This window comes from Flavobacterium soyae, assembly GCF_045348165.1.
Lineage (GTDB): Bacteria > Bacteroidota > Bacteroidia > Flavobacteriales > Flavobacteriaceae > Flavobacterium > Flavobacterium soyae.
In genome coordinates, this window is the sequence record NZ_CP150845.1 from 677,582 (window position 1) to 691,569 (window position 13,988).

Here is a 13,988-nt window from a genome sequence, read left to right on the forward strand (position 1 = left end):
TCATATAGATCGCCTAAAATTTTGGCTTCGATTAACTTTCTGTGCCTCATTTAACCATTCATTTAAATCTTTCTTCTGGTCATATAAAAAGCTTTGATCGGTATATTTATCAGGTTGTCTTTGCAGAGCTTCACCAGTTAATTTCAGACCTGCTGTATCCCTGTCTAAATAGAGGTTTACTCGCTCGTGTTTTTCCATTAACTGTATGGACTTGTTAAAAAAGGACAGCGAATTAAGTATCAGGAAATTTGTTTGTGGGTTAATCGATTTTTCGTTCATTACTTTATAAGAGAGGTAATCGAAGAAGCCTTCAAAAACTGCTGTTGATTTTGCCTGGTTATCTATAAAAGTGATGTCTTTTGGTGAGCTGCTGCCTTTAAAATTTTCACTTCGCAATTCATATCCTCCTGCATTATTCTGAAATCCTATAGCAGTTTGCTTTTTTGCATTTAAAGAAAATTCAACCTCTTTGCAATGCTGTTTTGCAATTTCGAGCGGAATATTCCGCTTCTCTAAGTAATCCAGCAACACTTTGTTTTCCAATATCCGTACATCAACTAGGACAATTTTATCAGGGAGGCTATCTTTTTTTTCATTAGCAAAACTTAGATTAGAAGGTTGTCGATTATTACTCTTAATTGATAAACTTATAGCGGAAGAGATATCATTTCCATTTAAAAGCTGTAAAAATTCAGAAACTGTACATCTAAAATATTCAATTCCAAAATCAACTACATTTCCTCCCTTGCCTAGCCCATGGTCATACCATACTTTTAATTTTCGATTCACCTTAAAAGAGGGTGTGTTTTCATTTCTGAATGGAGATAAATACCAATAATCCTGATTTTTTATTTTTGATGGTTCATGCCCTAATGTTTCAAGATAATTGACTAAATCAATTCCATTTGCAATTTTACAATTGAACTTTTCCATAATTATTATTTTTTGTAAATCTTCTATTTGATTGGTACAAGTCTGTTCATTTGCTATTGAAAAAAGAATTTTTGTTTTACTTTTTTTTGATACTTCGATGCAAATACCGTCTAATGCATTGATTTTAGTACGATTACCCTGCATCAATGGTTGCATCATTGCATCACTTTATTTTTCCGCTGCATCAGTTTTGCATCAAAAAAGATCTTTTTTTAGTTTGATGCAGGCTTTGACTCAGGTGTATTCAACTCACTTACAGCACTTTACATCAATCCTGCATCAAAGCATCAAATATTTTATAGAACAAAATTTTTTTTATCGTATAAAAACGTCCTCTCCGATCTACTTTTACATATTCACCATGGGACAATAATTCGATTCCACAATAAGACTTCGTATTATCTTCAGGCGCAAAACCCCATCGTTTGAGAATATTTCTTATTTCATTAGCAGAAATATTCAGTCTGTTGTTTTGCTTTCTTAGTAGAATAAAAATATCGTTAGGAGCTAATTTTAATTCATCCTCTTCCATTTTCTCAAAGCATTCATGTATGAGTTCAAGAATAAGTATTTCTTCCTTATTTCGATTTACAAGCTTTAATAGAGAGGCAGTCATTATCTGTTCGGGTTTAAACCACATTCTCGTTTTTTGTTGAGAAAAATAATTCCTAGCTTGGAGGTACTTTAAGAAATAGGGAATTTCTTTGTTTAGTTTTTCAAGAAAAAATACATCTTCTGTATTTATAGTACGAATTTTACGAATCCAAAAACGGATTTCTTCTTCGTCTATTTGAATAAAATTATCTTCATTATTAGAACAAAGAATAAACTTTGCAAAGAATTCAATTTCTTGCCTATCCTTACCTTTTGCTTCTATTTTATCCTTGTCGGTCGTAGATAGATACTTTAAACGTTCTGTAATTTCCTTTTTATCAAAAAAGACTTCATCAATTGCTACAAGTAACATACTTGCCCAATCAGAATTAAACTGCGAGCCAAACGAATCGCCTTTTATGTAAGTCATATTCATTCCGAAAATAGCTTTCAGCCACTTTATAAAGGAGCTTTTACCTGTCGATCGCTCTTTACTTACTAAACAAAGGATTGGCAACGTTTGCGTAGGCTTCTCATACAAGAGTTTTATATAGTCCAAGCCTAATTGCGTTTGATCTCCAAAAATATGATGGATAAACTCCAATGAATTCGGAATCAATTTTTCGAGTTCATGTATCGAAAAACCCTTACCGGTTGGTTGATTTGGAAGTTCATGATACGTATTATAGAAATCATCAACAATTTGTTCGTAACCAAAATGGTTAGGGATACAGCAAAACCCGTCTAATTTGGATATATCGTTTAAAAACGATTTTCCGTGATCCGTAATGATTGTTTCGCGATTCCACCGAACCATTACTTTTACTTTGTCGCCAGAAATTAAAGGTTTATCTATGATTTTAAAGTAGGAAGTTCCTACTCGGATATAAGGAATATCTAAGTTCATAACACTACAATTACAACCTCTACAAAATCCGTAAAGATTTGATTAAAAAAGTTCGTTGATTGGTTCCGCTTAAAAAACTGAGTACATTATTTTTTCCAAGACAGAGCATTAGCCCTTTCAAGATCCTCAGAAGTACTGATAATATCTCCATTTAAATAATCGATCAGATCGACTTTTCTAAAATAGATTTTCTTTTGACCTTTTTTCTTTGTATACCTAATCTTTCGTTGGTGGGTGAGCTGATAAATGTACTTAACCTCGATTGACAAAAATTCGGCTGCTTCTTCAGAGGAATAAATATCCTTACTACTTAAAGATAATTTCATCAATACTTTTTCAATAAATGCATCTTGCTTCTTTGCTAAGTCCAATATGATCAATTCTAATCGATCAATTTTAGAAGTAAAATTACTTGTTTCCATGATTCTATGTTTTTTGAATTATGAAACAAGTTTACGGAGGTTTAGTTATGTAAAAAATCGTGTAAAAACAATTTACAAATCTAAAATAATCAATAATGATAAATTCCCAAGCAGGATGAATCACTTTAGCTTATTTTATTAAAAAAGAACATAATGTAGTAATAACATTTTACATAGAGTCTAAACTGATTTCACAAATAATCGTGTGAAATCGTTAATATGCAATATTTTATCTGCATCATTTATTATGATATACTTATTCAAAAAATCAATAATTTTTGTATTTGTTTTATCTTTACTTTGAGAATTCCAGTTTTTTTGAATATTGAAAAGGGAAGTTAATATTTCTACTATGTTCTGCTTTGAGTTTCTTTTATTATCGATATTTATAAAAATTGACCCTTCTTTTACTTCAATTCCATTGCACAGCTTATAAAGATTCTCGATTGAAGAATTATCCCGAAAAATACTAACATAATTCTCTATTATTAGATCAAACTCTCTTCGATGAACCTGTTTAATGATATCTCCATTGGTTAGATTTACAGCATCTTTAAAATTTACTCCATTTTGATTTATTGATCCAGTTACATTACTTTCTTCAAAAACAACTTCTCTTTGTTTAAATATTTCCTTAGGGTTTTCAAAACAATCTTTTACTATTTTAAAAATACTCTTGGGCGTTTTTATTTCAAACATATAAAACAATACAAATTGAGTAAGAACTAGTAAAAAGAGATTCAATAAGATTTTGTAACTTTCTGAAACACTCAAAACTTCTTTACCAAGAAAGACTCCTAATAAAAATGATAAAAGAAAAATTACAATCAAGATCAACAGCCTACTTTTATTGATTCCTACATAATATCTAAATTTTTCTTCAAAATATAAATTTACAAACAGAGGTTTAACTATGAAAAATAATCTAAAAAGCAAATATACAGGAACAAGAATTCTTGCAAAAATTAGAAGAAATGACAAGACGTAAATGTAAATGGTCATATTACAATCAATTAAGTTATATAAAAGTAAACAAAACTAATTGATTATAAAACAATTGATGTTCGTCAAATGCTCGTCATAAGAAAACAAAAAAGCCTCCACATTTCTGCGAAGGCTTTATTTTACTAGTGGTCCCACCTGGACTCGAACCAGGGACCACCTGATTATGAGTCAGGTGCTCTAACCAGCTGAGCTATAGGACCGGTTTAGAGGATGCAATATTACTACTATTTTTCGTTCACTCCAAATATTTTAAGACATGATTTGCATTTAATTTCAATTCAATGCCTCGGTTTTAAAAACAAGATTGATTTTCAAGACCTTATTTAAATTCAAAAAGTGATGTTTTTTATTTAATTTCCTGACAAAGCTCAACCAAAACGCCATTTGTATTCTTTGGATGCAGGAAAACTACCAATTTATTGTCGGCGCCTTTCTTCGGAACTTCGTTTATCAGCACAAAACCTTCATTTTTTAAACGAGAAATTTCGGCATGAATATCTTCAACATCAAAAGCGATATGATGAATTCCTTCTCCTTTCTTTTCCAGAAACTTTGCAATAGGACTTTCCGGGTTTGTCGCCACTAAAAGCTCAATTTTGTTATTTCCGGTTTGAAAAAACGAAGTCAAAACACCTTCGCTTTCTACCGCTTCCATTTTATAAGATGGAACGCCAAGCATTTTTTCGAACAATACATTGGCATCATCCATGTTTTTTACCGCGATTCCGATATGTTCTATTTTATTAACCATGACTTTCTATTATTGATTAATGTAAGTATTAAAATAACCGCATTCAGCAATTACGTCTTTATAGTATTGAGTATCTGAATAATCCTTTTTTAAAGTTTTAAAACCGTTCCAAGCTATAAAATTAATTTTATCACCCTCAACACTCCACCAATTTGTAACATTATTGTATTTGTTATTGTAATATTCATTTCGCTCGCATTTCGAAATCAAATACACACATTTTGCTTTTTGCTCTTTTGTCGCTGCTGCCTGAAGTGCTTTTTGATAATAAGCTTTAGAAACGTCACAATTGGTAATCATTTTTTTCATGGAATCTCTAAACGAATACGGACTTGAACCATAACCTACAATACTAATTTCATAAAAAGTTCTTCCGTTTCCAAAATGCGAAATATTATAAAATGCATTTCCCAGCAATAAACTATTTGTGTAAACATCTTCTTTTTGAGCCAGTTTATCCTGCATTTCTTTTACTGTATTTAAAAAATCAATAAAAGTATATTTCCTTTTTTGATACGCCGCATGATCACAATCGTGACAATCTTTAATGCTTCCGTTAAACGGATTCCCTAAAAATTTATAATATTGAACAGAATCTGTTTCCTTCATAAAAGCAATTGCTTCGGGAATTTTATTTTTAAAAGTTGCCTGAACTGCCTGAAAATTACTGATATCTTTCAATTTCAAACTATAAATTCCGGCTCCAATTTTCTCGATCTCGGTTTTATTTGGCTTTGCCAAAAATGTTTTTATATCCAGCAGATTCTTTTCATTATCATAAAACGCATTTCCGTCATTCCAATAACTGTAACGCGATTCTCCAAAAATCTCCGCCATTACCGGATCTGATTTTCCTTTATAAAGCGCAGACAAATAATTTCTGCTCCATGAAGAAGCGTTTTGATAACGAAACTCTCCTCCTTTATACGTTTTTGGAAGCTCATAATACAGCCAGTTTAAATCGGCCAGAATTGTTTTCTCGTTTTTATCCGTCAGCTTATCAATTTTATTCAAATTATTTACAAAGCGTAACAAACGAAGCTGCATTCCCGCCAATTCTGTTTTAGGGAGTGTTTTTACCGCTTTATCAAAACTTTTATCAGCATTTGCATAATCACCTTTTAAAGTCTGCAGATATCCCAAAGACAAATCCCATAAATAAGGTCTTGCCGTATTATCTGCTGCCGAAATTTTGGCAACTAAATCAAATGCACTTTTATCCATTTTAGATTGGTTTTCGGTTTTATTCTCGGCAATCGTTTGGTTTTTCACCGGCTGATTTTCTTCTGCCTTTTGCTGAAATGAATTATTAAGTGCCTCTTCTTGCTTGTTTACCAATCTCGTTGCCAGATAATTTAAATGTTCGCTTTTTGGATCTAATTCATAAATCTTTTCAATGGCCTGTTTTTCATCTTTATAAAATCCGTGAATCGCCCAAAGCGCTGCTTTCTCTTTATTATTTTTTGCCATTGCCAGCGATTTTGTCCAGTCGGCTTCATTTTTTGGATGAAAACTATACGCCGTTACAATTCTCAATTCCGGGCATTTGTCAAAAACCTGTGCATACAAATAATTAGAAACTGCATATTTTTTCTGCTGATAATTAATTCCGGCAACGTACGAAAGTGCACGATAATACAATACGTTTTTAGGAACAGAACTCTCGGTTTTATTAAAAAAGTCAATTGCTTTTTGTTTACTGTTACTGTAAAAACGAGCTTTCATCGTTAAAAACCAATATCTGTTTTTCAAGAATGGATCTGCAGTTGTGTTGTAAACATTTTCGATCGACTGGATCATCTGCGAATCATTAAAAGTTTTGGCCACAACAGGATCATAACTCCAATAATCTTCGCCAATTGAAACGGTTTCAATTTTTTGTGCCAAATACAAAAACTCAACAAAGCTTTTCACTTTTGCGTCTTTCAAAGGCATTTTTTTACCCCATTTTATAGAGGAAGGATTTTGCTTTTTGTTTTTATAAAAAACATGTAAATCTGTAATTTCTTCTTTGTTTTTTATCGTGTTTTTTTCATCAGAATAGTATCTTGGCTTATCATCTCCAATTAAAAAATAATTTACCGTCATAGTATCAACAACACCTTTTAGATAAGTTCCCCAATCTGATTTTATGTTTTCATTGAAACGCGAATTATGTTTGGTATCAAAACCAACTCCGTAAAAAATATCTCCGGCTAAAAACAAGGGTGAATACGATTTATCTGCAAAAGTTTCGGGCGTGAAATTAGAATTGTAGCCGAAAAAATCCCAATCGTCTCCGCCGCCGCAGGCGTATATTATTCCGTAAACAGAAAGTATCGTGGCACTAGAAACAAGAAATAACTTGCTCAAAAATATTCTTTTCATAACTTTTTAAATTGAATTCGTCTAAATCGTAAAATATAATTTCTTTTGGGGCTTTCGCCGAGTTTTCGCTTAAATCTTCTCCCATTTCTTTTAAATCTTCGGCAGAAATTGATTCTATTTTAAGGAGATCGTTTTCTTCATAATAAACACCATTTTTATAATTTGATTGTCTGGCTTTAAAAAAAACAGCATTTATCTGAACGAAGTTTTTATCCTTTTTGAGTTCGCTGAAATTCAGTTTCGAACGAAGTCCAATAACTTTTTGATTCCTAATGTGAACTGCCCACGAATATATCGGCAATGCATAATCTAGATCAAGTGGATATTTCTTTAAACTCTTTAAATAATTGGCCGAGATTTTTTTGCTGTAAATAGAATTTAGAGAATCCGGCGCAATAGTTCCCATATTATAAAACATCAAAACACCGTGATCTACATTTGGGATTTTCGTTTTTCTGAAATATTTTACCTGATGAAGCCGGATTGTTGCTGAGAGTTTTTTCTGCGAAAGCTTTTTAATCTGTTCAATAAACTTCAAATAATTGTCTTTACTGTTTAAGGTCCAGTCGCAGTCAATTTGAATTTCAGCATAATTAATTTTATTCTTTTTATTTATTTCATCAATTAAACGAATGGTCTTTTTAGCCAGATCCTCAATATCAAGATTGGTTTGCAGCATTACTTTATTCTGAATAAAAACTACAGGAACAATTTCAAAATTCTGGGTATTTTCCTGAAAATGAATTGGACTTATGGGAATTGGAGATTGCGTTTCAGGATGAAGTCCGATGTCAAAATAACGAACATACAATTTGTGAACGTCATTGTCTTTTAAAACTTCCTTTTCTGTTTGAGAAAACTTCAAATTGGTTTTCCAATAATAAAAAGCAATTAGAGGTTTGTCATTTTTACTGCAGGCAGAAAACAAAACAACCATTACAATCAAAAAAAATCTTTTTATCAAAACCGGAAGAAATTATATTTGAACTCAAAAGTAAGAAATTATAGCCTATCGTTTCTTTCAAATTTAAAAAAAAGAAGTAAATCTAAAAGCTGTAAATCCTAATAAATGGCCAAAAAATTTCAATTAAAGCAAATATAATTGTTATTTTGTGCAATCAAATTTAAAAACCGCTATGTTTAAAAGCAAACTCAAATACATTTCATTTTTATTGGTATTATTAATGATGAGCTGCGCCAAAAGAGGCAGTATAACTGGCGGATTAAAAGATACTTTGGCTCCTGTTTTGGTTTCGAGTGTTCCTAAAAATTTCAACACTGAGTTTAAAGGAAACGAAATTACACTCGTTTTTGATGAATATGTGAAGCTGAAAAACCTCAACAAACAGCTTATTATTTCACCGCCAATGAAACACGAACCGTTGATTTCACCAACGGGAGTGAGTAAATTTTTGAAGATTCAAATCAAAGACACTTTACAGCCAAACACAACCTATAGTTTTAATTTTGGACAAAGTATTACTGATAATAACGAAGGAAATGCAATAAACCAATTTAAATATGTTTTTTCAACAGGATCTTATATTGATTCGTTGAAACTTAAAGGAAGTATTAAGGATGCATATGAAAAAAAGGTAGATAATTTTGTTTCGGTAATGTTGTATGAAGCAAATGATAAATACAAAGATTCTGTTATTTACAAAGATTTTCCGCGTTACGTTACCAATACTTTAGACAGTTTAAGAACTTTTCAGTTTGAAAACTTAAAGGCCGGAAAATATCTTTTGGTTGCTTTAAAAGATAAATCAAGTAATAATAAATACAACCCAAAAGATGATAAAATTGGGTTTATCAAACATTTTATTACGGTGCCAAATGATACGGTTTTTGATTTGGAATTATTCAAGGAAACACTTCCGTTAAAAGCATTTAAACCAATTCAGGCATCAGGCAACAGATTGCTTTTACCATATGAAGGAAAACAAAATTTCAAGATCAAAAAACCAACTATTGTACTTAAAAACAACGATCAGATTCTTGAAACCATTGTAACGCAGTTTCCTAAAAAAGATTCGCTTCAGGTTTGGTATAAACCTTTAAAAGCCGATTCTTTGTCTTTAGAAGTAAGTCGTGATACGTATAAAAAGAGATTTACTTTTAAAGTAAAAGACCAAAAAAAGGACACTTTAAACATTAAAGCGGTTCAAAACGGGATAATTAATTTTAGAGAAAGATTTACTTTAGAAAGCGAAACGCCTTTGGTGAAGTTCGATAAATCAAAAATTAAATTAGTTAATAAAGATTCAACAGCTGTTGATTTTACTACAGAATATGATGAATTTAATCAGAAACTGTATGTCGATTTCAAAAAAGAACCTTTAGAAAAATACAATTTTACATTTTTCCCAGGCGCGCTGACTGATTTCTATGAAAAAACAAACGATACTTTATCGTATAAACTCTCTACAAAAGAGGCTGCCGATTACGGAAATTTAGTTTTGAATTTGAAAAATGTAAAACGTTTCCCTATCATTGTTGAAATAACCAACAAAAAAGGCGACGAAGTTTTAGCCAGCGAATATTCTGAAGGAAGTAGTAAAATTGAATTCAACTTATTAGTACCAACTCAATTTACGGTTAGGATTATTTACGACGATAATAAAAACAAAATGTACGATGCCGGAAGTTTTCTCGACAAACGATATGCCGAGGAAGTTTTCTATTATCAACAGGAAGTCGATGTCCGCAGCAATTGGGATGTTGATCAGAGTGTAGATTTAAATATTCCGTATAGTCCCGAAATTGAGAAAAAAGAAGACGCAAAAAAGAAGAAAAAAGAGGAAAAGCAGCGAAAAGCTTTCTAGGTTTTAATCTCAAAAACATCTTTATCGCTTAAAAAATCGAGCTTTTTACGAGTTTCCAGCATTTCATTTTTATCTAAATCAACCACAAAAACACCTTCTGTTTCTTGTGGTTCTAAAATGTAATTTCCTAAAAAATCAACAACCTGCGAATGTCCTGTATGCTCGTAATTATTGGCGTCAAGCCCAATTCTGTTTACACCAACCACATAACTTAAGTTTTCAATGGCGCGCGCTTTAAGCAAAGCGTCCCAGGCATTGGTGCGTACTTTTGGCCAGTTGGCCACATATAAAAGTAAATCGTAGTTTTCTACATTTCGCACAAAAACAGGGAAACGTAAATCATAACAAACCTGCAGGCAGATTTTCCAATCCAGATAATCAACAATTGCTTTGTGAATTCCTGCTGTATAAAATTTATCTTCTCCTGCTAACGTAAATAAATGACGCTTATCATAATATTGGATTTCTCCTGACGGAAAAACAAATAACATTCTATTATAATAGTTGCCGTTTTTGGTAATGACCACGCTTCCGGTAACGGCACTATTTTTTTCTTTCGCCATACTTTTCATCCACAAAACAGTTTTCCCATCCATCGTTTCGGCAACTGCCGAAGGATTCATAGTAAATCCTGTCGAAAACATTTCAGGCAAAACAATCAAATTGACCTGCTGATCGATCTGTTTTATTTTCGATTCAAAGTTTTTTCTGTTTGCAGAAGCCTCTTCCCAAACCAGTTCTGATTGAATAAGTGCGATTTTCATTTTTCAAAAATACGAATTTTCAGCCAAAATTATTTTTTTAATGAAAAAGCTCATTCTGCAAAATTTTCTCAAAACACCTCTATAATTCAGGTAATTTTTAGATTTAAAAAATACATGAATAAATTTTATTGCAAAAAAAATGCAGTTATTGCAAAAAAAATGCAAATGTTTGAAATTAATCTATATATTTGATTTGCCAATAAAAAACCAAAAGAAAAACATGAAAACCAAACTATTATGAAAACAAAGCTTATTTCATTAGTGTTTATTGGAGGAATCATCTTCTCCACAAACGCCAAAGAGACTGCAATAAAAAAGCATCTTTTTGAACAACAAAGCAATCAGGTTGAGATTTCGGGCCAAATATTAGGTCAGGATGATGGAATGCCAATTGCCGGAGCTACAATTTATGCCGAAAGCAATAATAAAATAGCAGCAATATCTGATGAAAACGGAAAATTCAAATTAAAGGTTCCTGAAAACGAAGTTCATATTATTATAAGCTACATGGGCTATGAAACTTTATCATTTGCCTTACTCAAAACTTCTGATTTAACTATTAGATTAAAACCTGCCGAAAATGTTTTAGAGCAAGTTTTAGTTACTGCACTTGGAGTTAAAAAAAGCACTAAAGCTGTTGCTTATGCGGTTACAGAATTGAAAGGAACTGAATTTACAAAAGCAAAAGAAACTAATATTTCGAATGCATTGGTTGGAAAAATTGCCGGAGTAAACGTGAGCAGTACATCAACCGGAGCAAATGGATCAACGAGAGTTGTAATTCGTGGAAACGGATCTTTAAACGGAAATAACCAGCCGATGTACGTAGTTAACGATTTACCTATTGATAATACACAGCTTAATTTACCTGGAATTGGAAACGGTGCGGGTTCAACAAGAATAAATGTGGATCGTGGTGACGGAACTTCTGTTATCAATGCTGATGATATTAAAACGATTACGGTTTTAAAAGGCGGAACGGCTGCCGCACTTTATGGTGCAAATGCAGCAAACGGTGTAATTTTGATTCAAACGAAAAGAGGTTCTGCTCAAAAAGGAATTGGAGTGGAGTATAATTCTTCATTTACATTCGAAACGCCTTCGATTATACCAGACTGGCAGTATGAATACGGTTCTGGAGCAAACGGAAAAAAACCAACCACGCAGGCAGAAGCTGTTGCAGCCGGACGCTGGTCGTGGGGTGCTAAAATTGACGGAAGCAGCGTAGTTCAGTTTGACGGCGTTTCAAGACCTTATGTTGCACAAAAAAATAACATTAAAAATTTCTACGAAACAGGAACAACATTCATTAACTCTCTTGCTTTATCTGGAGGAAATGAAAAAGCTACAGGCCGTCTTTCGTTCTCAAATATGGACAACCAAAGTGTGGTTCCAAATTCTGATTTTAACCGAAAAAGCATCAATATTGCGAGTAATGTGAACTTAACAAACTGGTTGAAATTTGATGTCGTAGCACAATATAATTTAGAAAAATCAAACAATAGAGTAACGGTTTCTGATGCAGAGGCAAATCCAAATTGGGGGACTTATATGATTGCCAATACTGTTGATATTCGAAATCTTGCCCCGGGTTATGATGAAAACGGAGTTGAAGAAGCATGGAATCCTGTTGCAGTAGCAACAAACCCTTATTTTGTTGTCAATAAAATTAAAAACAAAGACACAAAAAATCGTTTCATTGGGATGCTGAACGTAAAAGTAAATTTCACTCCTGAATTATTCCTTCAAGGTAGAATTGGACAAGATTATACCGATTATGATTTCTTCGGATACATTCCAAAAACAACTTTAAACAATCCGGTTGGATATGCGCAGGGTTCAAAAATGAAATTATCCAATCTAAATTCTGAAGCAATTCTTAATTATACCAAAAAGAATATTTTTAATGATTTCTCTTTAAATGCTTTAGTTGGAGTTAATTCTCGAACTACATTGAGAGACGAAACCAGAGTAGAAGGTTCAAATTTTGTATTAGACAATTTTTACGCTTTAAGCAATTTATCAACCTTGGCTTATAGTTATCCTTACGGAAAAACTAAAACCAACTCGGTTTACGGTGCTGCCGATTTTGATTATAAAAACATTGTATTTTTAAATGTAACAGGCCGTCAGGATTGGTTTTCTACCCTTTCAAAAGAAAACAATACGGTATTTTATCCTTCTGTTGGAACAAGTATAATTGTTTCAGACATTTTTACAATGCCTGAATTTGTTTCGTTTGCTAAACTTAGAAGTTCATGGGCACAAGTGGGAGGTGCAACGCCAGATCCTTATGCTTTGAACCAATCATATTCTATGATTCAGGGCGGACATAACGGTCAGCAGGTTCAGGGGCCAACAAGTTCAAGAGTTCCAAATGCGACTTTAAGTCCGTTGACTTCTACAACATTTGAGATTGGAACAGATTTAGGATTCTTTAATAATCGTTTAAATCTTGATTTTGCGTGGTACAACCGTGCGACTACAAACGATATTGTTGAAACTACAATTTCTACAGCTTCTGGAGCTAATACTGCTTTATTGAATTTAGGAAAAATGAGAAACAGAGGGGTTGAGTTTTTAGTAAGCGGTAAAATTATCAATTCTGATAAGTTCTCCTGGGACGCAAGTTTCAACGGATCGTACAACGAAAACAAAGTCGAAGCACTTACAGATCAACTAAACTCAATTACAATGGCAACTTCTGTAAACGGATATGTAACGATTACAAGTGATGTTGGACGTCCGTACAGTATTATAAAAGGGTACAGACCTCGTAAAGATGCTAACGGAAATACGGTTTATAATGTAAGCGGCGGATCTGCAACTATTGCGCAGGGGCCGCTTGAAGAATTAGGTCAGGGTGTTCATCCTTGGGCTGCGGGACTTACCAACGAATTCAAATACAAAAACATTTCATTGAGCTTTTTAATCGACGGGAAATTTGGCGGAAGCTTATATTCTGGAACTAACTTATACGGAACTCGTATGGGATTGACAAAATTAACGCTTGAAGGTCGTGAAAGCGGGTTGCCAATTAAAGGTGTTGACGTTAACGGAAATCCGGTTGATATGGTAATTGCTCCTGAAAACCTAAGAACGTATTATGATGGTTTAAGAAACATTTCTTCTGAATTTGTTTATGATGCAAGTTTCATCAAATTAAGACAAGTAATTCTGGGTTACGATTTACCTATTGAGAAAATAAAAGGATTATCAAAACTTCAGGGCGCTTCGATTTCATTTGTGGCAAGAAACTTATTCATTCTTTACAAGAAAACACCAAACGTAGATCCTGAATCTGTATTTAGTGCCGGAAATGCTCAGGGTGTAGAACAATTTGGAGTACCAAAAACAAGAAGTTTCGGTTTAAACTTAAATGTCAAATTTTAAGCTTGCTTTATTTCTAATAATTAAATT

Annotated in this window: 10 protein-coding genes and 1 tRNA gene; 2 read left to right on the plus strand and 9 right to left on the minus strand. The window is 32.7% G+C overall.

The window, feature by feature from the left end; translation table 11 throughout:
* From AABD74_RS03185 to AABD74_RS03220, 8 genes are all read right to left on the minus strand, one after another.
* A complete protein-coding gene (locus AABD74_RS03185; protein WP_406844647.1) occupies positions 1-1,092 on the minus strand; it encodes a toprim domain-containing protein in 1,092 nt (363 codons plus the stop codon).
* A 109-nt stretch (positions 1,093-1,201) separates the two neighbouring features.
* A complete protein-coding gene (locus tag AABD74_RS03190; RefSeq protein ID WP_406844648.1) occupies positions 1,202-2,434 on the minus strand; it encodes a primase-helicase family protein in 1,233 nt (410 codons plus the stop codon).
* Positions 2,435-2,520: 86 nt separating this feature from the next.
* Positions 2,521-2,856, minus strand: coding sequence for a helix-turn-helix domain-containing protein (locus AABD74_RS03195; RefSeq protein WP_406844649.1), 336 nt, complete (start codon positions 2,854-2,856; stop codon positions 2,521-2,523).
* 180 nt (positions 2,857-3,036) lie between these two features.
* Positions 3,037-3,858 (minus strand): hypothetical protein, encoded by an 822-nt coding sequence (locus AABD74_RS03200; protein ID WP_406844650.1) that lies wholly within the window; start codon positions 3,856-3,858, stop codon positions 3,037-3,039.
* Between the two features lie 129 nt (positions 3,859-3,987).
* Positions 3,988-4,061: transfer RNA gene (locus AABD74_RS03205), tRNA-Ile, on the minus strand.
* A gap of 146 nt (positions 4,062-4,207) precedes the next feature.
* Entirely contained in the window at positions 4,208-4,612 is a 405-nt protein-coding gene (mce, locus tag AABD74_RS03210; RefSeq protein WP_053473314.1) for a methylmalonyl-CoA epimerase, read from the minus strand.
* A 9-nt stretch (positions 4,613-4,621) separates the two neighbouring features.
* The gene (locus AABD74_RS03215) at positions 4,622-6,979 is read right to left on the minus strand and encodes a hypothetical protein (protein ID WP_406844651.1); all 2,358 of its coding nucleotides are present in this window, start codon (positions 6,977-6,979) and stop codon (positions 4,622-4,624) included.
* Positions 6,939-7,916, minus strand: coding sequence for a hypothetical protein (locus tag AABD74_RS03220; protein WP_232681870.1), 978 nt, complete (start codon positions 7,914-7,916; stop codon positions 6,939-6,941). The genes AABD74_RS03215 and AABD74_RS03220 overlap by 41 nt, the downstream gene beginning before the upstream one ends.
* Positions 7,917-8,115: 199 nt before the next feature.
* Between AABD74_RS03220 and AABD74_RS03225 the strand changes: the two genes are divergently transcribed.
* Positions 8,116-9,804 carry an Ig-like domain-containing protein gene (locus AABD74_RS03225; protein WP_406844652.1) on the plus strand — a complete coding sequence of 563 codons (1,689 nt, stop codon included), beginning with the start codon at positions 8,116-8,118 and terminating at the stop codon, positions 9,802-9,804.
* Here the strand turns inward: AABD74_RS03225 and AABD74_RS03230 are convergent.
* Positions 9,801-10,568 (minus strand): nitrilase family protein, encoded by a 768-nt coding sequence (locus AABD74_RS03230; protein WP_406844653.1) that lies wholly within the window; start codon positions 10,566-10,568, stop codon positions 9,801-9,803. The genes AABD74_RS03225 and AABD74_RS03230 overlap by 4 nt on opposite strands.
* Before the next feature lie 237 nt (positions 10,569-10,805).
* Between AABD74_RS03230 and AABD74_RS03235 the strand changes: the two genes are divergently transcribed.
* Positions 10,806-13,961: a SusC/RagA family TonB-linked outer membrane protein gene (locus AABD74_RS03235; protein ID WP_232681809.1), complete on the plus strand. Its 3,156-nt coding sequence runs from the start codon at positions 10,806-10,808 to the stop codon at positions 13,959-13,961.
* Positions 13,962-13,988: the final 27 nt, after the last annotated feature.

What these genes read in the sequence shown, in the direction of transcription:
- AABD74_RS03185 (WP_406844647.1), bottom strand. Translation starts at nt 1,092, where the DNA reads ATGATGCAACCATTGATGCAGGGTAATCGTACTAAAATCAATGCATTA.
- AABD74_RS03190 (WP_406844648.1), bottom strand. Translation starts at nt 2,434, where the DNA reads ATGAACTTAGATATTCCTTATATCCGAGTAGGAACTTCCTACTTTAAA.
- AABD74_RS03195 (WP_406844649.1), bottom strand. Translation starts at nt 2,856, where the DNA reads ATGGAAACAAGTAATTTTACTTCTAAAATTGATCGATTAGAATTGATC.
- AABD74_RS03200 (WP_406844650.1), bottom strand. Translation starts at nt 3,858, where the DNA reads ATGACCATTTACATTTACGTCTTGTCATTTCTTCTAATTTTTGCAAGA.
- mce (WP_053473314.1), bottom strand. Translation starts at nt 4,612, where the DNA reads ATGGTTAATAAAATAGAACATATCGGAATCGCGGTAAAAAACATGGAT.
- AABD74_RS03215 (WP_406844651.1), bottom strand. Translation starts at nt 6,979, where the DNA reads ATGAAAAGAATATTTTTGAGCAAGTTATTTCTTGTTTCTAGTGCCACG.
- AABD74_RS03220 (WP_232681870.1), bottom strand. Translation starts at nt 7,916, where the DNA reads ATGGTTGTTTTGTTTTCTGCCTGCAGTAAAAATGACAAACCTCTAATT.
- AABD74_RS03225 (WP_406844652.1), top strand. Translation starts at nt 8,116, where the DNA reads ATGTTTAAAAGCAAACTCAAATACATTTCATTTTTATTGGTATTATTA.
- AABD74_RS03230 (WP_406844653.1), bottom strand. Translation starts at nt 10,568, where the DNA reads ATGAAAATCGCACTTATTCAATCAGAACTGGTTTGGGAAGAGGCTTCT.
- AABD74_RS03235 (WP_232681809.1), top strand. Translation starts at nt 10,806, where the DNA reads ATGAAAACAAAGCTTATTTCATTAGTGTTTATTGGAGGAATCATCTTC.